General features: G+C 70.6%; 21 protein-coding genes and 1 pseudogene. 9 read left to right on the top strand and 13 right to left on the bottom strand.

All coding sequences use genetic code 11. The annotated features are described in order from the left end of the window. Positions 1-22: 22 nt before the first annotated feature. Together OV079_RS40080 and OV079_RS40075 are read left to right on the top strand one after the other, a co-directional pair. Positions 23-1,423 (top strand): hypothetical protein, encoded by a 1,401-nt coding sequence (locus OV079_RS40080; RefSeq protein WP_267774949.1) that lies wholly within the window; start codon positions 23-25, stop codon positions 1,421-1,423. 339 nt (positions 1,424-1,762) lie between these two features. Next, entirely contained in the window at positions 1,763-2,407 is a 645-nt protein-coding gene (locus OV079_RS40075) for a uracil-DNA glycosylase family protein (protein WP_267774948.1), read from the top strand. A 189-nt stretch (positions 2,408-2,596) separates the two neighbouring features. Here OV079_RS40075 and OV079_RS59420 read toward each other — a convergent pair. Continuing rightward, positions 2,597-3,443, bottom strand: a pseudogene (locus OV079_RS59420) (SIR2 family NAD-dependent protein deacylase). An 86-nt stretch (positions 3,444-3,529) separates the two neighbouring features. Here OV079_RS59420 and OV079_RS40065 point away from each other — a divergent pair. Next, entirely contained in the window at positions 3,530-4,222 is a 693-nt protein-coding gene (locus OV079_RS40065) for a hypothetical protein (protein WP_267774946.1), read from the top strand. Between the two features lie 257 nt (positions 4,223-4,479). Here OV079_RS40065 and OV079_RS40060 read toward each other — a convergent pair whose 3' ends face one another. The 5 genes from OV079_RS40060 to OV079_RS40040 all read right to left on the bottom strand — a co-directional run bounded on the left by OV079_RS40060 (position 4,480) and on the right by OV079_RS40040 (position 9,488). Next, positions 4,480-5,721 carry an MFS transporter gene (locus OV079_RS40060; protein WP_267774945.1) on the bottom strand — a complete coding sequence of 414 codons (1,242 nt, stop codon included), beginning with the start codon at positions 5,719-5,721 and terminating at the stop codon, positions 4,480-4,482. A gap of 42 nt (positions 5,722-5,763) precedes the next feature. Then, positions 5,764-6,675, bottom strand: a complete 912-nt coding sequence (locus OV079_RS40055) for a 5'-3' exonuclease (protein ID WP_267774944.1) — start codon at positions 6,673-6,675, stop codon at positions 5,764-5,766. A 44-nt stretch (positions 6,676-6,719) separates the two neighbouring features. Continuing rightward, positions 6,720-7,295, bottom strand: a complete 576-nt coding sequence (locus OV079_RS40050) for a hypothetical protein (RefSeq protein ID WP_267774943.1) — start codon at positions 7,293-7,295, stop codon at positions 6,720-6,722. A 590-nt stretch (positions 7,296-7,885) separates the two neighbouring features. Next, on the bottom strand, positions 7,886-8,425 hold the full coding sequence (locus OV079_RS40045; protein ID WP_267774942.1) for a hypothetical protein: 540 nt from the start codon (positions 8,423-8,425) through the stop codon (positions 7,886-7,888). A 367-nt stretch (positions 8,426-8,792) separates the two neighbouring features. After that, on the bottom strand, positions 8,793-9,488 hold the full coding sequence (locus OV079_RS40040; protein WP_267774941.1) for a DUF4442 domain-containing protein: 696 nt from the start codon (positions 9,486-9,488) through the stop codon (positions 8,793-8,795). A 176-nt stretch (positions 9,489-9,664) separates the two neighbouring features. Here OV079_RS40040 and OV079_RS40035 point away from each other — a divergent pair, with 176 nt between their 5' ends. The 3 genes from OV079_RS40035 to OV079_RS40025 all read left to right on the top strand — a co-directional run bounded on the left by OV079_RS40035 (position 9,665) and on the right by OV079_RS40025 (position 12,906). Next, positions 9,665-9,835, top strand: coding sequence for a hypothetical protein (locus OV079_RS40035; RefSeq protein ID WP_267774940.1), 171 nt, complete (start codon positions 9,665-9,667; stop codon positions 9,833-9,835). After that, positions 9,835-10,089, top strand: a complete 255-nt coding sequence (locus tag OV079_RS40030; RefSeq protein ID WP_267774939.1) for a DUF7793 family protein — start codon at positions 9,835-9,837, stop codon at positions 10,087-10,089. The genes OV079_RS40035 and OV079_RS40030 overlap by 1 nt, the downstream gene beginning before the upstream one ends. Positions 10,090-11,067: 978 nt before the next feature. Continuing rightward, positions 11,068-12,906, top strand: a complete 1,839-nt coding sequence (locus OV079_RS40025) for a c-type cytochrome domain-containing protein (protein ID WP_267774938.1) — start codon at positions 11,068-11,070, stop codon at positions 12,904-12,906. Between the two features lie 85 nt (positions 12,907-12,991). Here OV079_RS40025 and OV079_RS40020 read toward each other — a convergent pair whose 3' ends face one another. From OV079_RS40020 to OV079_RS40000, 5 genes are all read right to left on the bottom strand, one after another. Further along, positions 12,992-14,029, bottom strand: coding sequence for a right-handed parallel beta-helix repeat-containing protein (locus tag OV079_RS40020; protein WP_267774937.1), 1,038 nt, complete (start codon positions 14,027-14,029; stop codon positions 12,992-12,994). Beyond that, positions 14,008-14,304 (bottom strand): hypothetical protein, encoded by a 297-nt coding sequence (locus tag OV079_RS40015; protein ID WP_267774936.1) that lies wholly within the window; start codon positions 14,302-14,304, stop codon positions 14,008-14,010. Before OV079_RS40015 ends, OV079_RS40020 begins: the two co-directional genes overlap by 22 nt. Before the next feature lie 41 nt (positions 14,305-14,345). Then, complete coding sequence (locus OV079_RS40010; protein ID WP_267774934.1) at positions 14,346-16,253, bottom strand: M2 family metallopeptidase; 1,908 nt, start codon at positions 16,251-16,253, stop codon at positions 14,346-14,348. A gap of 174 nt (positions 16,254-16,427) precedes the next feature. Continuing rightward, entirely contained in the window at positions 16,428-17,210 is a 783-nt protein-coding gene (locus tag OV079_RS40005; protein WP_267778760.1) for an exodeoxyribonuclease III, read from the bottom strand. Between the two features lie 11 nt (positions 17,211-17,221). After that, entirely contained in the window at positions 17,222-18,784 is a 1,563-nt protein-coding gene (locus tag OV079_RS40000; protein WP_267774933.1) for an NCS2 family permease, read from the bottom strand. A 68-nt stretch (positions 18,785-18,852) separates the two neighbouring features. Between OV079_RS40000 and metF the strand changes: the two genes are divergently transcribed. The 3 genes from metF to OV079_RS39985 all read left to right on the top strand — a co-directional run bounded on the left by metF (position 18,853) and on the right by OV079_RS39985 (position 21,551). Then, positions 18,853-19,764, top strand: coding sequence for a methylenetetrahydrofolate reductase [NAD(P)H] (gene metF / locus OV079_RS39995; RefSeq protein WP_267774931.1), 912 nt, complete (start codon positions 18,853-18,855; stop codon positions 19,762-19,764). A 175-nt stretch (positions 19,765-19,939) separates the two neighbouring features. After that, positions 19,940-20,449, top strand: coding sequence for a matrixin family metalloprotease (locus OV079_RS39990; RefSeq protein ID WP_267774930.1), 510 nt, complete (start codon positions 19,940-19,942; stop codon positions 20,447-20,449). Positions 20,450-21,050: 601 nt separating this feature from the next. Continuing rightward, positions 21,051-21,551, top strand: a complete 501-nt coding sequence (locus OV079_RS39985; RefSeq protein ID WP_267774929.1) for a hypothetical protein — start codon at positions 21,051-21,053, stop codon at positions 21,549-21,551. A 206-nt stretch (positions 21,552-21,757) separates the two neighbouring features. Here the strand turns inward: OV079_RS39985 and OV079_RS39980 are convergent, their stop codons facing one another. Both OV079_RS39980 and OV079_RS39975 read right to left on the bottom strand, forming a co-directional pair. Then, a complete protein-coding gene (locus OV079_RS39980) occupies positions 21,758-21,904 on the bottom strand; it encodes a hypothetical protein (RefSeq protein ID WP_267774928.1) in 147 nt (48 codons plus the stop codon). A gap of 516 nt (positions 21,905-22,420) precedes the next feature. Next, on the bottom strand, positions 22,421-23,515 hold the full coding sequence (locus OV079_RS39975) for a hypothetical protein (protein WP_267774927.1): 1,095 nt from the start codon (positions 23,513-23,515) through the stop codon (positions 22,421-22,423). Positions 23,516-23,750: the final 235 nt, after the last annotated feature.

Below are 23,750 nucleotides of genomic sequence, written 5' to 3'. Positions count from 1 at the left end.
GCTTGCTATGCTCCGCGCGCCCGTGACCCGGCTCCGCGCCATCGCCGTCTTCGCCGTCGCCTTCGCGGTGCTCGCGGTGCTCGCCGGCAAGGACCTGCTGCAGCCGAGCGCCAACAATCACTTCGCGCACATGGCCCAGGGCTGGCTCGAGGGCCGGCTCGCGCTGCCGGGCGAGCCGCCGGGCTACCCGAAGGCCTACGACGACTGGGGCCGCGTTCACAGCCTCACCCTCAAGGACGGCACCGTCCTGCGCGGCTTCCCGTGCCGCACCCAGGCCTGCGTCGCCAAGCGCCGGCGCGAGCGCGTCGAGACCTTCCGCGCCACCGACGGCAGCGTCCACGACGTCCCGCTGGCGCAGGTGGCCGCGCGCGGCGGCACCTGGTACGTGACCTTTCCGCCAGGTCCAGCGCTCGTCATGCTCCCGGGCGTCGCGCTGTGGGGCCTCGGCTTCCCCGACATCCTGCTCACGGTGATCGTCGGCGCGCTGATCCCCGCCCTGCTGCTGCGCCTGTTCGAGCGCGTCCGCCCCGGCCGCCCGCGCGAGCACCTGCTCGCCTGCGTCGCCTGGGCCTTCGCCAGCCCGGCCTGCTTCGTCGCCGCCCACGGCAGCGTGTGGTTCACCGCGCAGATCCTCGCCGACCTGTTCCTCGTGCTGCACCTCGGCGCCGCCTGGAACGCCGCCCGACCCGCGGGCGCCGGTCTGTGGCTCGGCCTGGCCGCCGCCTGTCGCCCGCAGGTCGCGTTCGCGGCCCCGTTCTATCTGCTCGAGTGGTGGCGGGTCGATCGCCGCCCGGCCGCGCTGCTGCGATTCTTCGTTCCGCTGATGCTGATCGGCGGCGCGCTGGCATGGTTCAACTGGGCCCGCTTCGACGACATCTTCGAGTTCGGCCATCGCTACCTCGAGATCCGCTGGCAAGAGCGGATCCAGACCCACGGCATGTTCGGCCTGCACTACTTGTGGCGCAACCTCGAGTGCATGCTGTGGTTGTGGCCGCAGGTCCAGCTGTCGCCGCTGCACGTGCGCTGGTCGATCCACGGCATGGGCCTGCTGCTGGCCTCGCCGTGGCTGCTGTGCCTGCTGAACGCCCGCGACCCGCTGCCGCAGCGCCGCGGCCTCGTGCTCGCGGCGCTCGCGGTCGCAGTGCCGGCGCTCCTCTATCAAAACAGCGGCCAGGTCCAGTTCTCCTACCGCTTCGCCCTCGACTTCCTACCGTTCGTGCTGGTCCTGCTGGTCGCCGGCGGCGGCGCGCAGCCGGTGGTTCTTGCCCCTCGTGCTCGTCTCCGCCGCCCTCCAGCTGTACGGCGCCTGGCTGTTCCAGCGCGCCCCGGGCAAGCTGTTCGTCGCCGACCCGTGGTGGCCCTTCCCAGCCGAGTAACTCCTATCATCATAGGAGGAGCGGCCTCGCTCGGTATACATCGCTGAATGCATTGCCCTCGCACGAGCCAGGTCGCCGCGAACGAAGGCTGCGAACATCCGAATCACATGGGAGACCGTTCTTCGCTCACACGAGGCTTCGCCGGAGTCCTGCCTCGCCTCGGCCATGACGGGCCTGCAGAAGTCGCCCTCGCACCGACCTCGCGGCACGCATCTCGACAGCCCCGGTGAGCCGACGCTCGGCTTCGCGGCAACCTCGTCGTTCTCCTTCCTTCTCTCTTTTAAAAGTCTCGACGCTCGCGGCGGCGGCCACGCGCGCGTGAGTCCTCGCGCCTGCGCTGGCGGATCGCCGCCGCGTGCCGCAGACTGGCGCGAGAGCGCTCCACGATGGACCCGCGAACGCGACTGACCGTGCTGCACCGGCGCCTGGAGGCCTGCAAGGCGTGCCCCGCGATGATCGGCCCCGTCGTCCACGGCCCGCCGATCGTCACGCCCGTGCTGCTCGTCGGTCAGGCGCCCGGACCGCGCGAGGGCGGGTTCGGCAGGCCGTTCGCGTGGACGGCCGGCAAGACCCTGTTCCGCTGGTTCGAGGCCGCGGCCGGCGTCAGCGAGCAGGAGTTCCGCGACAGCGTGTACATGTCGGCGGTGGCCCGCTGCTTCCCGGGCAAGGCCAACGGGGGCGGCGACCGCAAGCCCGACCGCGACGAGATGGCGCGCTGTCAGCAGTTCCTGGCCGGCGAGGTCGACATTTTGCAGCCGCGCCTGGTGATCCCGGTCGGCGGCGTGGCGATCGAGCAAGTCCTCGGGCACAAGGGCCCGCTCGTGGAGGTGATCGGCGCGGCCCGGCGGGTCCACTGGCACGGCGTCGAGGCCGACGCGATCTGCCTGCCGCACCCGAGCGGCGCGTCGACCTGGCACCGCGTCGAACCCGGCCGCACCCTCCTCACCCGCGCGCTCGACCTCATCGCCCGTCACCCCGCCTTCGTCACCGCGTTCGCCCCCAACCGCCGCCAGCGCGCCGGCGCCGCGTGAAACCACATGTCCCACGGGACATGTTTGTTCAATTCGACGACCCGCCGCTCCTGACGCGCCGCCAGCCCGCCCGTGCGCCCCGTCATCGGCGGACGTCGATTCATGTCCCGAAGGACATGTCGCTACCCATCCCCCCGCGCCTGCCCCAGCACGTCCGACAGCTCCGGCCCGCGCCATTGCGGCTGCAATTCACCCCTGAGCGAGCGCCGCCTCGATCGCCGACAGGCCCGCGAGCGCCCCGCTCTCGAGACAAATCTGGCCGGTCGGCACCCACGTGTCGCGCGGGTTGATGCGGATCAGCGCCCCGCCGAGGCGACGCGCGGTGCGCTCGGCGTGGAAGCGCACCGACGGGATCGCAGTGCCTGCGCCGAGGCACAGCACCACCACCCGAGCGCGGCGCTGGCCCAGCTCTTCCAGCCATTCTGCCAGGCGCTCGCGCTGCTCGTTCGCGCGGCTGGAGTCCCAGCCGAGGTCGCCGAACATCAGGATGTTCGGGCGGGCCAGGCCGCCGCAGCGCGGGCACGCGGGCAGCGGCTCCGCGGCGCGGAGCGTCTCGACATCGACCGACACCGCCGTCTGCGCGGCCGACCACGGCGGCAGGTCGCAGCCTTTCAGACATTGCAGGTGCAAGATCGATCCGTGGCACTCCTCCACGCGCTCCTCGTGGAAGCCCGCGCGCTGGAACTGAGCGTCCACGTTCGACGTGAACACGAACGCCCCCGCGGGCGCGCGCGGCCCAGCGCTGGAGCAGCGCGAATCCGGCGTGCGGCGTGGTCGCGCGATAGAGGTTGAGGCGGTGCCCGTAGAAGCCCCACGCGAGCGCCGGGTCGCCGTGAAACCACCGCGGGTCGGCGAGGTCGTGGAACTGGAGCCCGAGCCGGCGGGCCGCCGGATACGCGCGCCAGAAGCCTTCGGGCCCGCGGAAGTCGGGCAGTCCGGAATCGACGCCCATGCCGGCGCCCGCGCAGATCATGAGGGCGTCCGCCGAGCGCACGGCGGCGGCGGCGCGAGTCGCAGCTTCGACGAGGTCGTGCATGTATACGGAGGGTAAACGCTGCGAAAAAATTATCGAGCGACACAATCGTCGGAGCTGATGATTGCTATGCCTCGTTCGAGGGATCGATGAGCTTGTTCAGCGCCTGGAATCGCCACACGAGCCGCGTCATGGAGCTGGGCTTCGGGGCGTGGCCGCCGTTCTCCGCCGCCGTCCGCCTCGGCGACGTCGGCAGCTTCGACCACGAGCGCTTCGTGGCCCACCATTCGCTCGACCGCTGGGGCGCGGATCTGCGCGAATGGCCGACCATCGTCACCCCCGTGGGTCCTTCCGACTTCTCGGCCGGCGCCGAGCTGCGGCGCGAATCGCCGCGCGGCGACGACTTCGTGGTCGGCCCCGACGGCGTGCGTGTCCCCGTCGAGGACGAGGCCGAAGTGCTGTTCGCCGGCGACGACACCTTCGTGTGCCGCGTGGCCGCCTACACGGTCGTCCGCTACGACCGGCTCGACGAGCTCGCGGCGCTCCTGGGGTCGCGCGCCCGCCGGCGCGGCGACGCCCCGTCGCACCTGGTCCACACCGTCCTCCAGGCCCAGGAGGGCTACTTCGCCGGCGTCAGCCGCGGCGACGCGCGCCTGCGGCTCCACGGCGCCGCCACCGAGGCGCTGACGATCGGCAGGGTCTCGCTCGGCTTCGGCTGGGGTCCGTCGCGGCACGTCGACGTGCGCGCCGTCCAGCCCGACGGCGACCGCGCCGGCAACGGCGTGTTCGCCTATCGCACGCTCCGCTGGGAGCCGGACGGCCGGGTGCAGCACGATCGCTGAGCCGGCGACGGCCCCGCTCCCTCAGGCTGTCCCTAAAGACATGTCTCGCCTCGACCCCGCCCGGTCCGCGCCAACCCGGCGATGCGCCACGACATGTCCCAAAAGCCATATCTCCCCGGCTCGCCCGGCACCAGCCCGGCGGTGCACCACGACATGTCCCAAAGGCCATGTATAACATGGCCCGCCCGGCACCAGCCCGGCGGTGCGCCATGACCTGTCCCCAAGCCAGGCCTCGCGCGGCCTCGGCGGTCGGCGCGTCAGCGCCCGGCTTCGGGCCGCGACTCGTGGACCCGCGCCAGCACCATGATGCACACCAGCACCACCAGGGTGGCCGACGAGCCCATCGGCGCGCGCGGACCTATCACCTCGAACAGCACCCCGGCGATCATCGGGCCGGCGATGCGCCCGAGCGCGCCGGCCGACTGGGCGAAGCCGGCGTTGATGCCCTGATTCTCGCTGGTGCTGTTGCGCGACACCAGCGCCGACATGCTCGGCATGATGAGGCCGTTGCCGCCGGCGATGAAGAACCCGCCGAGCACCACGAACAGCCACGACGGCGACGCGCACAGCACCAGGAAGCCGGTGAAGCTCAGCGTCAGGCCGAGGGCCAGCGAGCGGCGCTCGCCGATCGTCGACACCGCGCGGCCGACGATGAAGCCCTGGAACAGGACGATGACCGTGCCGATGAACGCGAAGTAGCGGCCGTTCTCCTGCTCGCCCCAGCCGAAGCAGGCCTCGGCGAACAGGGCGAAGGTCGCCTCCATCGCCGCGAACGCGCAGAAGAAGCTGAAGTACACCGCGACCATCACGCCGATCTGGCTGCGCCAGAACGCCGGGTCGCGCGCCACCGCCAGCAGCGACGGGCGCGGCGGCGGCGGCCCGGCGACGGCCGCGCGCGGGCGGTGGCTCTCGGGCAGCCACATCACCGCCATGAGGAAGTTGAGCAGGCTCAGCGCCGCGCCGACGAAGAACGGGAACTGCGGCCAGTCGGCGCGCGCCAGCAGGCCGCCGAGCGACGGGCCGACGATGAAGCCGAGGCCGACCGCGGTGCCCATCATGCCCATGTAGCGGGCGCGCTGGTGCGGCGGCACGCGGTCGGCCACGTACGCGTGCGCCGTCGACACGTTGGCGTTGCACACCCCGCTGATCGTGCGCGACAGGAACAGCATCCACAGCGCCTGCGCGAACCCGAGGGTCAGCATCGCCATCGTGCTGCCGAAGATCGAGATCAGCATCACCGGGCGGCGGCCGTGGCGGTCGCTGAGGCGGCCGAGCACCGGCGACATCACGAACTGCGCCGCCGAGTAGGCCGTCGCCAACAGCGCGATCAGGCCCTCCGACGCGCCGGTGCTCTTGGCGTAGAAGGGCAGCACCGGGATGACGATCCCGAACGACACCAGGTCGAGGAAGAGCGTGAACCACACCGTCGCCAGCGCCCGCGTGTGGCCCGACGGCGGCGGCTCTGCGGGCGGTGACGCGAGTTCGGCGGCGGTCGTCATCGAGGGCCGCGAGAGCCTACCGCGTCGGCGCGCGCTTGTCCCTCACGCACGCGGCTGCGACGCGATCGATCGCAGCCCGCGGAGCGCGCCCGGGCTGCCGAGCGCGGCGAAGAATTCGTCGGCGTCTTCACGCGGCCCGCCCCAGCGCGTGTGCGCGTGTAGGTCGAGCGCGCCGAGCGGGACCGCGTCGTGCAGCCGCACCAGCGCGCGCGCGAGGAAGGCCGCCTCGCGCCCGGCCTCGAGCTTGGCCGCGAGCCCCTTGGCCCCGCGCAGCGGCAGCGCGGCGACCCGCTCGAGCGAATCGTAGAGCGCGTCGAGGTCGCCGAACGCGGCGATGAGGGCCTGCGCCGCCTTCGGCCCGACCCCTGGGACCCCGGGCACGTTGTCGCTGGTGTCGCCCACCAGCGCCAGGTAGTCGACCACCTGCGACGGCCGCACGCCCATCCGCTGCAGCACCCCGGCCGCGTCGCACGTCGCCTGCGTGCGCGGGTCCTCGAGCACCACCCCCGGCGCCTCGTCGCGCACCAGCTGGCACAGGTCCTTGTCGACGCTGAACAGCCGCGTGCGCAGACCGGCGGCCGCCGCGCTGCGGGCGAGCGTGGCCATCAGGTCGTCGGCCTCGAAGTCGGGCACGCTCAGCGCCACGAACCCGGCCGCCGCGCCGAACTGCCGCGCGAGCTCGAACTGCGGCGCCAGGTCGGGCGGCGGCTCGCCGCGGTTGGCCTTGTAGCGCGGGTCGATGCGGTTGCGGAACGTGAACCGCCCCGCGTCGTACACCAGCACCACCCGCTCCGGCGCCCGCCGCAAGAGCCCGCGCAGCAGGTGCCCGAGCCCCAGCACCGCCCCCACGTGCTCGCCCGCCGGCGACAGCCGGGCCGGCATCCCGTAGTAGGCGCGGAACAGCAGCGCCGTCGCGTCGATCACCCACACCTCGGGACATGCCCCCGGGGACATGCCCCCGAGAACATGTCTCTCAGGAAATGTATCGACCAGCGCGCTCACTCGCCGACGATCTCCCGCGCCGCGGCCGCGGCCGCGCGGGCGGTCGCGGCCCGTCCGGCGTTGAGCTGCTGGACCATCGCCTCGACCTCGCGCTCGAACCGGTCCTTGGCCTCGCGCTCCTCGGCCTCGCGGTGGAAGCTGACGTAGTCGGCGATCTCCCGCCGCACCCCGGCGATGTCGACGCGGCGCGACAGCTCGTGGATCAGCTGCTTGCGGCGCTCGTAGTCGGCGCGGAAGTACTCGTCGGGGTACTCGAAGTCCTGCACGTAGGCGCGGATGTTGTTGGCCACGCTCTCGACCGAGCGGCCGCTGAGGTCGGCCTTGACCAGGTCGGCGCCGACCTCGGCCCAGCCGGCCTCCTCGCCGTGGGCGACGAACGGGCGCAGGTCGCCGAGCAGCACGTCGCGCAGCAGGTGCACGTAGTCGTCGGCCGTGGTCGGCCCGCGCACCGTGAACGGGTTCTGGGCGATCCGCGAGCGCGTCGCCTCGTCCATCTGCATGTAGTTGGCGTCGCAGATCATGAACCACTTGCCGTCCTTCGGGATAAGCGTTCCGTCGAAGATCCCGAACACCGCGCCGAGGTTGTTCTTCTCCTCCGAGCGCAGGTCGCCCGACCCGCGCGAGGCGAACGCGGTGTCGATGTCGGGCCAGTAGACCCCGCACGCCCTCGAACCCGTACACCTCCTCCTTGAAGATCTTCACCAGCGTCGCCGCGCTGGCGTTCTGGTACGACGAGGCCCAGTCGGTGCGGCGGATGACCTTGAAGCGGGCCGGGACGTCGCGCTGCTTGCAGAAGTCGAGGAAGTAGTTGCCGATCGCGTGGGCGGTGATCGTCTTGCCGCAGCCGGGCCGGCCGAGGCCGAACAGCACCGGATTGAGCTGCTTCGGCCCGCGCCTGGCCTTGAGGTCATACGCGGCGACGTCGCGGGCCAGCTTGAGGCCGGCCTGCAGGTACTCCTGGTTGCCGACGATGTCCTGCAGCTTGACCGGCTTGAGGTCGCTGGCCGGGCCCTCGGCGCCGCGGGCCACGAAGCCCTCGTAGCGCAGCTCGCCGACCACCACCTTGCGCTGGGCCAGGGCCACGCCGAACGGCCGCAGGCGCCCGGCGTGGGTCAGGCGCCGCAGCGCGCCTGCCGCTGCAGCACGAACGCGTGCAGGGTCGTCACCGCCCACACCTCGCGCTCGTCGAGCCGCGGCGCGCTGGCCCCCGGCTGCCGCTGGGCCTGGAGCTCGAGGTACTTGCCGGCCATCGCCAGCGCGCTCTTGACCGCCTCCGGGCTGGCCGAACGAGCAGGTCCTCGAGGCCATCCGACTCGAGCTCGCCGTGGACCTCCGGCGTCGGCGCGACCAGGGCCAGCCGCGGCGCCGCCGCGTCGCCCAGGACCGTCAGCGTGAACGCGCCGACGAACATCCGCTGGTCGCGGGTCGGCTCCGGCAGCGCCAGCGAGCCGGCGCGGGCGATGTCCTCGAGCAGCGCGGCGTGCAGCGCCTCGCCGGCCTGCAGCGCCAGGTCGGCCGCCTCGATCGCCGCGTCGAGGGCCCGCAGGCTCAGCACGGTGTGCCCGAACGGCGCGCGCACCAGCTTGTGCAGGGCGGCCGCCAGACCTGACTCTTTGACCAGGTCACGCGCGGCGGCGCGATCGAAGCCGCCGGCCGGCGGCGTGACGAGCAGCGGAGGGAAGGTCGAGGCGCTCGCGGTCATGCGCCGGGAGCCTACCAGGCCCGCGCGGCCGGGGCGCGCGCGCGACTGCGCCGCCGCAGGGGCGCTCGCGGTCGGGCGCCCACGCGCGTCCGCGCACGGCCCAGCGAACCTTCCTCGCCGGCGCCCTGGCGCAGGCCGAGCTCGTCGCCCTCGGCCGCCCTCGTGTCGCAGGCCGCGTGAACCGCCGCGAGCGGGCTCATTCCCCCTCGAGGTGTGTCCCCGCCTCGCCGCCGACCCGTCGAGAGCCTCGCCGCGCGATCGTTCCGCGAGGCCCTCCGAGTCCGACGGCGGCGCCTCGTCACATGTCCCCCAGGACATGTCCTCCGGTGCATCCCACGAGCGGTCCCTCGCGCGGGTGCTCCGCCGGTCACCGGCGCCTGCGAGATCGCGTCGCCGCGGCGCGCGTGCGCTTCACCGCATCACGCCGTCCGCGGCGACCTCGGGCGTGGAGGCGCGTGCGTCGGCTCCGTGAGCTCGGCCGACACCTACGCGAGCGTAGCGCCTTGGAATTTTCTGCGGCGGCGCGCGGTCCCTCAGGACGCGGCTGCGGCGCCGGCCTCGGCATCGACGACGTTGCCTTCGGGCACGTCGATGCGCCAGCGGGCCCGCACGCGCGCGACGACCTCGCCGATGCTGTTGCGGAGCTCGCCGGTGACCGCGAATTCGTGCGTCCCGGGCCCGCGGGGACCTGCACCTGGGCGTCGCCGGTGATCGTCCCGCGCGCCTTCTTCACGTACTCCATCGCCAGCTCGCGGACGATCCCCCGCGCCCCGGGCGGCAGCAGGCTCATCACGGCCAAACCGGTCACAGCCTCGCCGAGGTTCATCAGCGCCACGGCGTGGACGCAGCGAAGATGGTTGCGCACGCCCCAGCGGTCGCGCATCTGCACCTTCGCGCGGCCGGCCTCGAGCTCGAGCACCAGCGGCGAGATGCTGCCGGTGTACGGCACCGCCAGCGAGATGGCGCGCGCGAACAGCTGCTTGCCGAATGTCTTTGCAGACAGGCTCTTCCACATGTCGAGGACGCGGGTCGGGTCGCGCAGCGTGTCGAGGCCGAGCTTCATGGGCGCGCAGTGTGTTGCCGAAGCCCCGGGCGAGTCAACGCGCGCCCTCGCGCCCTCGCCGCTCGGCGCGCATGGGAGTCCGGTCACCGTGCGCAAAGGCGGGCCCGGACGATCGGCGGTTGCCGGGCACCACGGCATTGTGGATTATGCCCCCCAACCGAGACAGAACGATGAACATGGCCGTAATCCTCCGGTCTCTCACGACCAGCACCTCGCGCTACGAGGAGCGCGCCGACGGCGTCATCGTCCAGCGGCTGCTGACCACGCGCACGCAGACCCTCACCGACGCACGGGAGAACACCTCCGCGCTCGTGCGGATCGCCGGGGTCACCCGCGTCGGGTCCTGATGGACATCCGCATCATCCGCGCGCTGCAGCCCGGCGTCCGCGAGCACTACACCGACCCCGAGCTCGCCCGGCATTGCGCCGCCCTCGCCCTCCTGGTCGCCACGCCCGGCGGCCACCAGCTCGGCCGCTACTACATCGCGCAGAACCCCGGCTCGCTGCCGATGCTGATGTTCACCGACGAGGCCCAGGCGATCGAATGGCTGCACCGCGAGACCAGCGACCAGCCGACCTTCGCCGGCAGCGCCGCCCTGTGATCCATCGTCCGGGCTCTCGGGACATGTCCTGAGAGACATCCATCCTCCGCTTCGCTCGTACGACTGCGACACCCTGACCGGCGCGGCCTGCCTCGCGCAATGCGCCGACGAGCTCGAGGACCGGGCGGCGACCTGCAGCAGCCAGTGTGAGGACGGCGGGGCGCTGTTCCTGCGCCCAGCGACCTCGCTCCTCGAGCTCGCGGCGCGGGCGAGCGAGCGAGGCCGTCCCACGCCAGGCGCTCGGGACATGTCTTGAGAGACATCACGCGCCGCACTCACCGGCGCGGGGCTCGAGCTCGAGCTGACGGCCGGCGTCGCCGACCTCGACGGGCTCTGTCGGCCGGCCGTCGACCGCGACATCGCCCTCGTCGAAGTCGAGCGAGAGCAGGCGTTCGGGCCGTCATCGCAGGGGCCGTCCGCGAGGCGACTCGGCCGCGCGGGCCGGTTCGCGGGGCTCTCGACCGCTCTGCCAGCGGGCTCGACCGCAATGCGGCGCCGCACCCCGCCGAATCCCCGCGGCCCGCGGCGATCCATCCATGTGTCCCGAAGGCCATGTGGCCCGCCGAGAACAGCCCCAGCGCGGCCGTGGAGGCGGCCCCGCGCCCTCGCGCCAATCGGCCGCGCGCGTCGCACGAGCCGTGATTGCGCGGCGACGAATCGAACATGGGCCATTCGCGCCATACCGGTCCGCGAACGAAAAACAGAGAAATGCGTCATAGGACTCTGTCGACTCGAATGCATTGGCGTGCTCGAAAATTCCGGCTAAGAATGTCTGCAACGCGTAGCAGCGGCTCAATGCACGTTTTAGCCGCCTTTAGACTTTCTACCGACCGCGGTGATCGAGGCGGACGCATGACGTTACTCGGACCGCGGGTGGTGCCGCTCGTGAGGCGGCCTGCTCGCTCGGGGCGCCACGGAGGGCGCGACGTTCCCCGGCGCGAGGCCACCCGTCCATTTCCCTCACGAACGCATTCGACCATGTCCCAGCGTACGTACTCCATCATCCCGCTCGCCGCCGCCGCGCTCACCCTCTTCACCGCTGGCGCCTGTAAGACGGTCGTCCTGCCCGGCAACGACAGCGGCGACGAGACCGAGGGCACCGAAGGCACCGACTCCGCCACCGGCCCCGGCGCCGGGACCACGGACGGCGGCACCGACGGCATGGCCGGCTCCGCCAACTGCGGCGAGCTGTCGGCCAAGACGCTCGACATCCTCGACGTCAACTGCGCCAAGTGTCACGGCCCCGACAGCGCCGCGCTCGGCAGCATCAACTACATCACCAACCTCGACGCGCTGATCAAGAACGGCAAGGTCGAGCCCGGCGATCCCAACAACTCGGCGCTGTACCGCCGCATGGCCGCGACCATGGCCCCGATGCCGCCGGCGAGCGAGACGCAGCGGCCCACCGAGGACGACGTCCGCGTCGTCGAGCAGTGGATCGGCGAGTGCGCCGGCGTCACCGGCTGCGGCGACAACCCGTGGATCACCCGCTCGGCGGTGATCGACATGATCCGCGCCGACCTGCTCAATACGCAGGAGATCTCGGCCGACGCGCGCCCCTTCATCCGCTACTTCAGCCTGGTCCACCTCTACAACTACGGCTGGTGCTCGGAGCAGATCGACATCTACCGCCACGCGCTGTCGAAGCTGGTCAACAGCCTGTCGAACGAGATCAAGGTCGTCGCGCCGACGCCGATCGACCAGGACAACCTGATCTTCCGCATCGACATCCGCGACTACGACTGGGACGCCCCGGGCAACGTGCTCGACCCGACCGTCGGCGGCGTCACCGAGACGTTCAAGGACACCTGGGAGCTCATCGCCGCCAAGGACCCCTACGCGATCGAGTTCATCGGCGACAGCGCCGAGGACGTGAAGGAGGCCACCGGCACCAAGTTCTTCCTGCTGCAGGCCGACGCGTTCGTCGAGGTAGCGGCCCAGCCGCCGCTCTACCACGATGTCCTGCGGATCCCGCTGACCCGCCAGGAGCTGGAGGCGAGCTTCGGCATCAACGTCGACGCCAACATCCAGGAGGAGGTCGAGACCAACCCGAACCGGGTCGCGCGCTCGGCCTTCCACGACTCGGGCGTGTCCGAGAACCACCGCGTGATCGAGCGCCACGACTTCCCCAACGCCAGCAACCGCTCGTACTGGATCAGCTACGACTTCGGCAGCAACGCCGGCGACGCCAACGTGTTCGTCGACCCGTTCGACTTCAAGGAGGACGGCAGCGAGATCATCTACAACCTGCCGAACGGCCTGCAGGGCTACATGATCGTCGACGAGTTCGGCGGCCGCATCGACGACGCGCCGATCCAGATCGTCCAGGACAAGAACGCCCCCGACGGCGTGGTCCGCAACGGCAAGTCGTGCATGGGCTGCCACAACGTCGGCATGATCAACAAGGACGACGACCTGCGCTGGGAGGTCGACCAGAACCTCGGCGAGGGCGACTTCGACGACAACGAGCTCGACGCCATCCGCGCCCTCTACCCCTCGCGCGACGACTTCAACGTCCTGTTCTCGCTCGACGCCGACCGCTTCAACCTCGCCGTCAAGGCCGCCGGCGTGCCCCTCGGCGGCGACAAGGAGCCGATCGTCACGGTGTTCAACGCGTTCGACGAGGACGTGGAGATCCGCCGCGCCGCGGCCGAGCTGTGGACCACCGAGTCGACCCTCCGCGAGAAGCTCGGCCAGCTCAGCCCCGACCTCGACAACCTCGGCAAGAACACCGGCGTCCGCCGCGACGTGTTCTCCGCCGCCTTCTCCGACGCGATCTGCCAGCTCAAGGTCGGCCGCACCAAGGCCTGCCCGTAAGCACCGACATCCAGCGACCCGACACCGAGCCGACCTCCGCGCCCCCCAGAGCGCAGGAGGTCGGCTCTCCTCGTCGGGCTGGCGACTAACTACCGCTCGGCACGTCGACCGGCGGCAGCGGCGGGTGAGCGCAATCGTGGGGGGCGAGGTCGAAGGACTTGCCGGCCCCGAACCCGAGCGCGTCGAAGTCGACGAAGTCGGCGTCGCCGTTGTTGCGGATGCACAGGTTCAGGTGCCCGTCGCCGTTGTCCTTGGCTCCGTCGACGACGCCGTCCCACGCCAGCTGGGTCATCGGATCGAGCATGAACACGTCCCGGAACAGCTCGGCAGGCGCGAGGCCGTTGTTCATGAACAGATTGTCGTGAATGTCGACCGTCTCGGAGTAGCCGTCGAATTCGAGCCCGTGATCGCCCCCCAGCAAGCCCAACGCGACCAGCGCCTCGACGCTGACGACCGCGACCCCCGTGGTCGGATTGTCTTCGATCGTGTTGCCGTGGATCTCGACCGCATCGCTGGCGAGCACCATCACCCCGACGTGCGGAGGCACCGCCGCCGCGAGCGTGCCGGCGGGGGCGGAGTCGTCGCCATCGTTGCCGATCACGTCGCTGTCGAACAGCGCGACGTCGGCGGAGCCGACCACGAGGATCCCGAGCGCGTTGTACCGGGCATAATGATTGTCGATCTCGACCCGCTCGCTGCCGCGGACCTGCAGGCCCACGCCGCTCGCCGCCGGTTGGTTGCCCCGCAGCGCGACGTCGTGCGAGTCGCTCACCAGGATCCCCGTGTCCGCGGCATAGGCGACCTGGCACCCCGTGATCGCCACCCGCCCGGACCGCTCCACGTGCAGGCCGACCGGACCGTGGTCCGGCGAGGGACTGGTGCCCTGCAGCAGCGTCAGGCGAAACAGCGTCACGTCCTCGCTCTCGGCCACCTTCAGGGCGGTGCCCTGGACGTTGCGGATCTCCAGCAACGAGAGCGTCAGCCCCGGCGTGCGCTCGAAGCCGAGCCCGACGGCCGCGGTCGCGCCCTCGAAGTCGAGGATCGCAGACGGATGACCGACGTCTGCGCCGCTGCGAGCGACCGCGTAGGCGTCGATCAACGTCAGCCCGGCCTTGTCGGCCACGTGGATCGGGCCGAGCTTGAAAATCCCTCGAAGCAGACCGTGGCGCCGTCGCTCGCGCCGTCGAGGGCGGCCTGCACGGCAGCGGTGTCGTCGACGTCGCCGCGCAGCAAGACATCACAGCCGACGAAGGTCTCGCCGCCCGTCGTCGTGGGCGCGCTCGCGGCCTCGCCGATCTCGCCGAAGCTGGTGACGGCGCTCGTGCTGCCCGCGGACTCGTCGGAGGGCTCGGGCCCGCAGGCCAGGGCCATCAGGAAGGGGCCGGCGACTCGGCGCATGTCGAACAACATACGCCGGATCGCCGCGGCTCACGAGCGGCTCACCAGCCGCACTTTTTGCCCGCGTTCTGCTCGTCGAGCCACTTCTCGAGCGGCGCGAAGTACTCGATGAGCGCTCCGCCGTCCATCTGCTTGGTGCCGGTGATGGCGGCCATCGCCTCGGGCCACGGCTTGCTCGAGCCGAGCGCGAGCATCGCCTTGAGCTTGTCGCCCGCGGCGGTCTTGCCGTAGATCGAGCACTCGTGCAGCGGCCCGGTGTGGCCGGCCGCCTCGCACAGCGCCTTGTGGAACTGGAACTGGAGGATCCGCGCCAGGAAGTAGCGGGTGTACGGCACGTTGGCCGGGATGTGGTACTTCGCGCCGGCGTCGAAGAAGTCCGGGTCGGGCCGGCCCTCGGGCGGCGCCAGGCCCTGGTACTTGGCGCGCAGGGCCCACCACGCCTCGTTGTACTTCTCGGGCGCGGTCTTGCCGGAGAACACGTCCCAGCGCCATTGGTCGATCAGCTTGCCGAACGGCAGGAACGCGATCTTCTCGAGCGCGTCCTGCATCTGCAGGTTGATGAGGCCCTTCTCGTCGGCCGGCACGTCGCCGATGAGTCCGATCTGCTTGAGGTAGGCCGGCGTGATCGACAGCGCGATCGCGTCGCCGATCGCCTCGTGGAAGCCGTCGTGGGCGCCGTTCTGGAACAGCACCGGGAGCTTGTAATAGTAGTGATAATAATAGTTGTGCCCGAGCTCGTGGTGGACGGTGACCATGTCCTCCTGGTTGATCTTGATGCACATCTTGATCCGCAGGTCGTCGTTGAGGTCGACGTCCCAGGCGCTCGCGTGGCACACGACCTCGCGGTCCTTCGGCTTCTGCAGCATCGAGCGCTCCCAGAAGGTCGCCGGCAGCGGGTCGAGGCCCAGCGAGGTGAAGAACGACTCGCCCAGCTTGACCAGCTTGACCTCGTCGTACTTGGCCTTCTTCAGCGCGCCGGTGACGTCGAGGCTGGCAGCCCCGGGGAACGGCTCGACCAGCGGGTAGATGTTGGCCCACTCCTGCGCCCACATGTTGCCGAGCAGGTGCGCCGGGATGAGCCCGTCCTCCGGCACCTTGTCCTTGCCGTACTTGTCGGCCAGCTTGCCGCGCACGTAGCAGTGCAGCTTGTCGTAGAGCGGCCGCACCTGCGTCCACAGCCGCTCGGTCTCCTGCTCGAACTCGGCCGGGCTCATGTCGTAGCCGGCGCGCCACAGCTCGCCGAGGTCGGCGTAGCCGATCTCCTTGGCGCCCTCGTTGGCCAGGCCGACGAACTCCTGGTAGAGCGGCCGCAGCTCCACGGCGACCTTGTGCCAGCCGGTCCACGCCTTGAGCAGCTCGTCGTACTTGCGGCTCGACGCCATGATGTCCTCGAGCGCGCCGAGGTCCTTGCACTTCGCCCCCTCGCACGCCTTGCCCTTGCCGTAGATGCCCTCCATCTTGGCGCCGAGCTCGGCCAGCCGCTTGCGCTTCTCCGCGTCGCCGGGGGCCGGCGGCGGGCTGGCCGCGACCTTGAGCAGGTGCAGCTTGCGCTGCGTCTCGGGGTCGATGTCGCTGCCGGTGAAGGTCGTGGCCTCCTTGATGGTCTTGGCCATGAACTCCATCAGCTTCTCGTTGGCCTCGGCCGCGGCCTTCTCGGTGGCGTCGGTGATGTTGGTGTTCTTGTCCCACTCGGCCTTGCCGGCCGCGACGGCGAGCGTGCGCAGCTCGCCGTCGACGCGGTCGACGAACGCCTTGGCCTCGGCCGCCTGGCTCGGCCCGGCCTTCTCGACCTCCTTGCTGTCGAGCTTCGTCTCGGCCTTGGCCTCGGTCTTGGCCCGCGCCGGCTTGCCCTTCTGCGCCGCCGGCGGCTGTTGTTCGCCGCTGCCTTGACAGGCGAGCACGGGGAGCGACGAGAGGACGAGGACTGCGGCGACGCGTGTGCGGAGCATGGCGGGCACCATACTTCGCGTCGCCGCGCTTGTCAGCGGAAATCCCGCGACGCCGAGGTCGCTGGATCCGCAGGCGAACCCGCGTGCAGGCGGCGGCGAAACCACCGCGGGCGCGCGCGGGTCCATGCGAGCACGAGGCCTCGCCGCAGCGCCGGGCCTGAAGACCCCAGCCGTTCAGCGCACGATGTCCGGATCGACCGTGACGCTGACGGGGCAATGATCCGAGCCGAGCACGCTCGGGTGAATCGCCGCGGCCTTGACGAACGGCAGCGCCTCGGCGCACGCCAGCACGTAGTCGATGCGCCAGCCGACGTTACGCTGGCGGCAGCCGCCGCGCTGGCACCACCACGAATAGTGGCCCGGCCCGGCCTCGAACTTGCGGAAGGTGTCGTGATAGCCGCGCTTCATCCACCGGTCGAGCTCGGCCCGCTCCTCCGGCAGGAAGCCGCTGGTGCCGAGGTTGTCGCGCGGGCGGGCCAGATCGATCTCCTGGTGGGCCGTGTTGAAGTCGCCCATCACCAGCACGCGCAGGCCCTCGGCCCGCAGCGCGTCGAGCCGCTTGCGCAGCGCGCGGTAGAACGACAGCTTGTACGGCACGCGGTCGTTGCTGCGGTCCTGCCCGTTGCCGTTGGGGAAGTACACGTTGGCGACCACCAGCTTGCCGAAGCGCGCCAGCTGCAGCCGGCCCTCGACGTCGAACTTGGGCCCGAGCGTGGTGTCGACGCTGTCGGGCGCGAGCTTGCTGAACAGCGCGACCCCGCTGTAGCCCAGCCTCCTGGCTGATGAGACATGTGCGAAGGGCCAGCCTTCGGGCCGGGCCAGCTCGCCGAGCTGCTCGGCGCTGGCGCGGACCTCTTGCAGGCCGACGATGGTGGGCCCGCTGGCGAGCCAGGGCGTGAGGGCTTGCTTGCGCGCCAGGGCGCGCAGGCCGTTGACGTTCCAGGAGGCGATCGTCAGCAAGGCGGTTCTCAGTGAGCGGGGCCGTCGCTGCGGGTGGTGACCAGCGGGGCGACGAGGAACACCAGGCCCATCAGGAAGTAGCCCTGTACGAAAGGCCAGGCGGGCGACAAGGATAGTACGGTGTCGGCCGGCGTCCACACGTACGAGTGCATGAACCCGAGCGCCGACAGCGCGGCGCCGGCGAAGCACCACGCCGCGGCGTGACGCAGCTTGCGTTCGATGACCGCGACCGTGGCCGCCGCGAGGAACATCGACGTGAAGATGAAGCCCTGCTCGAGCGCGAAGGCCCCGTCGATCCACACGTCGGCGCGCTGGAAGACGGGCACCAGCGCGGGTGACATAGCGCTCGTCATGCCGTCGACCCCGCCGGCGCGCAGGCCCGCCTTCGCCATCATCGCGCCCCAGGCGCCGACCCCGGGCAGGATGCCGATCACCACCGCCGGCGCGTGCTCTCGCGGCGTGGCCTCGAACGCCTGCGCGGTGATGACGATGCCGATCCACAGGATGATCGCCATGCCGGCCTCGATCGGCACCGCCCAGGCGATGTACGCCAGCGTGCCGGTGAGGCACACGAGCGTGGCGAACACGCCGTTGAGGATCGAGTAGCCGGCGCGCGCCCCCATGGCCTTCCAGCCGGGGTGGCCGATGTAGATCGTGGTCGGGAAGCACGAGCCGAACAGCGCCGCGGCGAGCGTGCCCAAACCATTCATCGCCAGCGACGGGGTGGTCGGGAACGGGTCGCCGGCGGCCTCGGCGGCCTCGATGTTCTGCAGCGAGCCGACCACGTTGAACACGCCCATCGGCACGATGACCGCGAGGTAGGCCCACAGCATGTCGCCGGTCAGCGCGTCGATCAGCGGCCCGAGCACCGGCAGCGGCACCTGCAAGCCGTGGCCGTGCGCCGGCGCCTCGCCCACCGGAGCGATGCCCGTCAGCCACGCGATCAGCGTCCCCAGCGCGACGGCGACGAGCCCGCCCGGGATACCGCCCTTGAACTTGAGACGCCCGAAGTACACCAGCAGCAGCACCCCGAGCGTGACGAGCCCGACCACCGGGCGCGCGAAGCTGCGGTACAAGAACCCGAGGCTGATAAACCCGAGCGCCACGCCCGACAGCGTCGACAGCAGCGCCGCCCGCGGCGTGGCCTTGCGCAGCCGCTCGGCGACGAAGGCGCCGCTCAGCTCGATCAGCCCCGAGCCGAAGCACGCCACCAGCCCCGCCTGCCACGCGATCGTCGTCGGGTCGGCCGCGCCCGCGGCGGTCGCCGCCAGCTTCGCCGGCAACATGACCAAAAAGACATGTGCGAACGCCGACACCGTATTGATGCCGTAGGGCAGCGCGCAGATGTCGTTGCGGCCGAGCGCCTGGCCGAGGCGGCGCGCCTGCCACGCGTAGTAGAGGTTGCCGACCAGCAGCGACACGGCCGCGCCGGGCAGCACCTGCCCGTAGAGCAACGCGTCGGAGAAGCCGAGCACGTGGCGACACAGCGCGTCGATGAGCAGGAGCTGCACGAGGTTGTCGACCGCGAGGCCGAAGAACCCGTCGATGTCGCCGCGTTGAAACCAGCGCATGAGGCCCGATGTACCAAACCGCGCGCCGCTGGACCAGGACCCGGGGCCCGTGCTACGAGGACGGGGACATGCTGATCCGCGAGCGCCTGGCCCACAAACGGCCTGTGTTCAGCTTCGAGTTCTTCCCGCCGAAGACCGAAAAAGGCGAGGCCGTGCTGTGGCGCAGCCTCGAACAGCTCGCCCCGCTGTCCCCCGACTTCGTGTCCGTCACCTACGGCGCCGGCGGCAGCACCCGCACCCGCACCCTCGACATCGTCGCCCGCATCAAGCGCGAGCTCGGCATCGAGCCGATGGCCCACCTGACCTGCGTCGGCGCCACCCGCGACGAGCTGGCCCGCACCATCGACCAGCTCGGCGACCGCGAGATCTGCAACATCCTCGCCCTGCGCGGCGACCCGCCCAAGGGCGAGGATCAGTTCGTCGCCCCCGAGGGCGGCCTCCGCCACGCCAGCGAGCTCGTCGCCTTCATCCGCGAGCGCGGCCCGTTCTGCATCGGCGCCGCCTGCTACCCCGAGGTCCACCCCGAGGCCGAGAGCGGCGCCTCCGACCTCCAGTGGCTCAAGCACAAGGTCGACGCCGGCGTCGACTTCCTCATCAGCCAGCTGTTCTTCGACAACGCGACCTATCACGACTTCGTCCGCCGCGCGACCGAGGCCGGCATCACCGTGCCGATCCTCGCCGGCGTGATGCCGGTGACCAACTACGAGCAGATCCAGCGCTTCACCCAGATGTGCGGCGCGACCATCCCCGCGCCGCTGCGCCAGCGCCTGCAGAGCACCGAGGGCGACCCGCAGGAGGTGTTCTGGACCGGCGTCTCGTACGCCGCCCACCAGTGCCGCGCGCTGCTCACCCCGCCGGTCGGCGATCCGTTCTCGACCCCGCGCCCCGGCGTGCCAGGCATTCACTTCTACACGCTGAACAAGTCGCCGGCGACCCGCGCGATCTTCGAGATCTTGCGGCTCGCCCACGTGGCGGTGTGACGACGATGATGCTGCTCGCAGCCACGTTCGCGGCGTCTCTGGCGGCCTCGCCGACGAGCCCCGATCTGGCCGCCTACGTGCAGCAGACGCCGCGCTGCAGCGCCGAGGTCAAGCGCTGCTTCGGCGTCCACCTCCACCTCGTCGTCACCGACGGCGCGGCGAGCCAGACGGTCGAGTGGGTCTCCTCTCAAATTGCCGAGGCCAACACCCGCTTTTCCACCATCGACGTCAGTTCGAAGTCGTCGCCGCCGACCCGCTGCCGGCCACCGACGCGGAGATCGATGACCGCAGCGAGCGCGACGCCCTCGGCGACCCGCACTTCAGCCGCGGCGTCGCCCACGTGTTCGTGGTCGGCCGCCTCGCCGACGTCGACGTCGCGGGCAGCGAGATCCGCGGCGTCCACTGGCGCTTCCGCGACGACCGCTCGCGCCGCTGGGTGATCTTGTCGAAGATCGCCGGCGCGCTGACCCTCGCCCACGAGCTCGGCCACTTCTTCGGCCTGCCTCACTCGACCTACGACGAGAGCCTGATGAACAAGGCCCCGCGCGTCGCCTGGCTCACCGGCGAGCTCAGCTTCGCCGAGCCGGAGTTCGCCCGCATGCGCCGCCATCGCGACCGCATGCTGCGCGAGGGCATGCTGGTCGATCGGGCAGGTCCCAAGGGACAGGCCAAAAAGCCCGGCTGACGCGAGGCGCCGCCTGCCGTGCCTCCCGACTTCCACGGGCCCACGGAAGCCTGCCGGCGTCGCACTCGGATCGCCGCAACCCAGGCGTTGCTCCGCGTCGGCCGCGGCCCGGCAGCTCGAACCAGCGGCCCTCGTGAGCGGCTTGCGGTCGAGGCGAGATCGCTGAACACCATATTGTGAATGTCGTCACTATTGGACGTGACCTGGGACGATCTGCTCCCGCCCCGTTCGTCGACGTGATCACCGACCCGTCGACATCGCCGGAGTGCATCGTGTCACAGGAGTGGAAGCCCGGCGTCGCCCCGCGAGGCTCCGCCACCGAGCTCTACCGGCGCCGCGGGCGAATCGAGCTGGAACCCCGGAGAACGCCCTGAAACATCGCCATCCTGATCGAGGGGCGTCGGCGCCCCCTGCGCTATCTGCTCGCAATAGCCCGCTTGCCCCGATCAGGTGCGACTGTAGACAAAATCTCAGGCATGTCTGTCGCGCATGTTCGCACTGCCGATATTCTCGAGCCGCAATCCCGGCTGTCGCCATCGGCACACCTCCGATTCCGCCGCACGGAACAGGCGCTCCATCGGAGACCAATCCTATAGACCGGTTGTTCGCGACGTCGGGAGGCATCCCCAACAAGAAGGAAACCGCGATGTCTCACATTCCCCTCATTTTGGTAGTGCCTCTCCTCTCCGCCGTCCTCTCGCTCGACGGGAACGCCAAGAGCGCCGCGACAGGCGTGGTCCGCGGGCACGGTGAGGTGCCGTCCACCGAAGAAGGAGCTTTGTTACCCAGCCAGATCAGCATCAACGCGTGGCTGGACAGCGAGGGCGCCCACGGGAGGATCATCTGGATCGGCGACTTCGCGTTTGTGCCTGGCGATCCACAGGACAAGGGCGGCCCTGCCGACCCTTGGTTCATCGATGTGACGAGTCTTACTTTTCTCTCCGACAACAGCGCGGAGGTCTGCGGCGTGGTCGTTCACGCGCCGCGCGAGCAGGCAATCGGAGAAGAAGGCTGCCTGGTCTTCACGGATAACCGAGAGACCGGCGAGGCCGACACGATCGATGGCGTGGCCATCATCGCCGGCAACATCCTCGTGAAGTAAGTCTGAGCGCGCGATGGGCACTCCGGGCCCAACCGGGGGCTCCCGACTCGGTCCGCCCCACGATGACCCGGCCGCCCGCTTATTTTTTCGGCGAGCGTAAGAAACTTCGCCAGCGCCGCTACTAACCACGCGGGCCAGGCGGCGCGCGAGCGCGGCTTCGGCAACACGCTGCAGGAGGAGGTCCGCCGCAACCTTTCGCTGGTCGACTACCAGCTCGCGCAGACCAGGCGGTGGAGCATCCTGATGCTGTGGTCGGCGCCGATATGGGTGGGTGCATCCGTGGTCCTCTGGCTCATCGCGGAGATCAACGACAACACGACCGTCTGGTTCGACGCCGGGATGATCGTCTTCACCGTGGTTTCCATCGACTGGACCAACCATGAGACGAGCCGCAGAAAGCAGCAGGAGCTGCTGCCCCGCAGACAACAATTGACCGATCTGCTGGAGATGCTGAGCACGCCGTGGCGCCGACCCGCGGCCCTCCCCGCGAGGAGCCGGGATTACCACGCGACTCGCTGCAACGCAGTGAACAATCGCGAACCCCAGGTCCCTATCGCCCCCGCGCCGCCGAGACACCCCGGTAAGGACGCGAGAAGCGTCTGTTCGGCGGCCAGCCCTGGCCGTCGAACAGGCGCCCCACCACCTGACCCGAAGGACAGCCCACATCGAAGCCCGCGACGGGGTGTCGGCCTCTCACGGCTGCAGCCGTGCCAGGGGTCCGGGGAAGGGCCGGCCGCGATTAGAGGCAGGATGGACGCGAGGAACGAGCGCCCATCCGGCCGGTTAACTCGCGGCCGGTCCTTCCCCGGACCCCCGCGAGGCGCAGTCGGCAATCGCGAACCCCAGGTCCCGATCGCCGCGCCCCGACTTCAGATCGACAATCGCATCTCCTGCGCCCGGGTCAGCGGCATCGTCTCGACCGTGCAGAAGCCGACGTCCTCGAGGCATTGCGCCGGCTCGAGCCCGAAGCCGCCGAAGTACTCGAGGCACTTCGAGTCCTCCGGGCACTGCGGATTCTCGAGGTCGCACAACGGCGTGCAGCAGGCGATCGCCCCTTCGGGGCAGCCGCCGGGCACGTACTCCGGCGCCTCGCACGAGTAGCCCGGATCGCAGCCGTTGGCCGCCTCGCACGCTTCGCCGAGCTTCCCGGTCGCGCCCGACACGTCCATCTTGCAGAAGAAGTCGTTGACCCACGAGCCCTTGATGCACACCTCGCCTTCCTTGCAGGTCGAGGTATCGAGCGGGTCGCAAAGGCGCTCGCACATCGGCAGCGCCCCGCCGTTGTAGATCACGCAGCGCTCGTTCTCGCTGCACGTCGGGCTCGTCGCGCTGCAGCCGCACAGCGGCTGGCAGATCTGGCTGCTGACCAGCGGGTCCCAGCGGCACAGCAGCCCGGTGTCGCAGGTGTCGCCGTCGCCTTCCTGGCCGCAGTACTCGCCGAGCTGGCGCGGGAACTGCGTCAGCGGCACGCACGCGACCTCGTCCCACTGCTGGCCGATGACCGTGCACTTCTGGCCTTCGGGGCAGTCCTGGGCGTAGATGTCGCACGCCTCCAGCGCCGTCGGCTCGTCCGCCGCCTTGAGCTCGCTCGCGTGCGGATGGAGGTGCTCCGGCGAGAACGCGACCTCCGCGCTGCGATCGACCAGCGGGTTGCACTCGACGTCGTCGTCGGCCAGGTGGCACGCCTCGCCCGGCGGCTCCGTCGTCGTCTCCGTCGTCGGCCCCACCGTCGGATCGCCCTCCGTCGGGTCGCCCTCGGTCGGATCGCCCTCGGTCGGATCGCCCTCCGTGATCACCTCACCCGGCGCCGTCGTGTCGGTGCCGCCCGGATCGCTGGAGCTGTCCGTCGACGGTTTCGACGTGTCGCTCGTGTCACTCGACGAGCCCGGCTCGTCGCCCGTGCTCGGCGCGGCCTCGGTCCCGCCGCCGCCGCCGCCGGAACAACCCAGGAGCGCCAGGCTCACGGCCACCGCCGCGGCGCCGCCACAATGCACATAGCCGCTCTTGCGATTACCCTTATGATTAAACAGTCCGAACATCGTCCGCTCGCCTCGCTGGAGATACGTCGACATCCCCTCGCGCCGCGCGCCGGTCGCGGGCGTCCCATACCCGCGCCTGCGCGCCCGCCGAGGACGCCTCTCATCGGGTCAGTGGTCCCCGGCGGCCGATCAATTGGCGACCGCGCGGATTTCTCGCGCC

Origin of the sequence: Nannocystis pusilla, from assembly GCF_026626665.1 — a bacterium.
Lineage (GTDB): Bacteria > Myxococcota_A > Polyangia > Nannocystales > Nannocystaceae > Nannocystis > Nannocystis pusilla.
The sequence above is the reverse complement of the archived record's forward strand: the minus strand, read 5'-3'. Positions and strand labels throughout refer to the sequence as shown.

Excerpts from the sequence above, each read along its gene's own strand:
- OV079_RS40000 (WP_267774933.1), bottom strand. The coding sequence starts at position 18,784 with ATGCGCTGGTTTCAACGCGGCGACATCGACGGGTTCTTCGGCCTCGCG.
- OV079_RS40060 (WP_267774945.1), bottom strand. The coding sequence starts at position 5,721 with ATGACGACCGCCGCCGAACTCGCGTCACCGCCCGCAGAGCCGCCGCCG.
- OV079_RS40040 (WP_267774941.1), bottom strand. The coding sequence starts at position 9,488 with ATGAAGCTCGGCCTCGACACGCTGCGCGACCCGACCCGCGTCCTCGAC.
- OV079_RS40075 (WP_267774948.1), top strand. The coding sequence starts at position 1,763 with ATGGACCCGCGAACGCGACTGACCGTGCTGCACCGGCGCCTGGAGGCC.
- OV079_RS40030 (WP_267774939.1), top strand. The coding sequence starts at position 9,835 with ATGGACATCCGCATCATCCGCGCGCTGCAGCCCGGCGTCCGCGAGCAC.
- OV079_RS40015 (WP_267774936.1), bottom strand. The coding sequence starts at position 14,304 with ATGCGCCGAGTCGCCGGCCCCTTCCTGATGGCCCTGGCCTGCGGGCCC.
- OV079_RS40035 (WP_267774940.1), top strand. The coding sequence starts at position 9,665 with ATGGCCGTAATCCTCCGGTCTCTCACGACCAGCACCTCGCGCTACGAG.
- OV079_RS40065 (WP_267774946.1), top strand. The coding sequence starts at position 3,530 with ATGAGCTTGTTCAGCGCCTGGAATCGCCACACGAGCCGCGTCATGGAG.
- OV079_RS40055 (WP_267774944.1), bottom strand. The coding sequence starts at position 6,675 with ATGTCCCCGGGGGCATGTCCCGAGGTGTGGGTGATCGACGCGACGGCG.
- OV079_RS40045 (WP_267774942.1), bottom strand. The coding sequence starts at position 8,425 with ATGACCGCGAGCGCCTCGACCTTCCCTCCGCTGCTCGTCACGCCGCCG.
- metF (WP_267774931.1), top strand. The coding sequence starts at position 18,853 with ATGCTGATCCGCGAGCGCCTGGCCCACAAACGGCCTGTGTTCAGCTTC.
- OV079_RS40010 (WP_267774934.1), bottom strand. The coding sequence starts at position 16,253 with ATGCTCCGCACACGCGTCGCCGCAGTCCTCGTCCTCTCGTCGCTCCCC.
- OV079_RS40025 (WP_267774938.1), top strand. The coding sequence starts at position 11,068 with ATGTCCCAGCGTACGTACTCCATCATCCCGCTCGCCGCCGCCGCGCTC.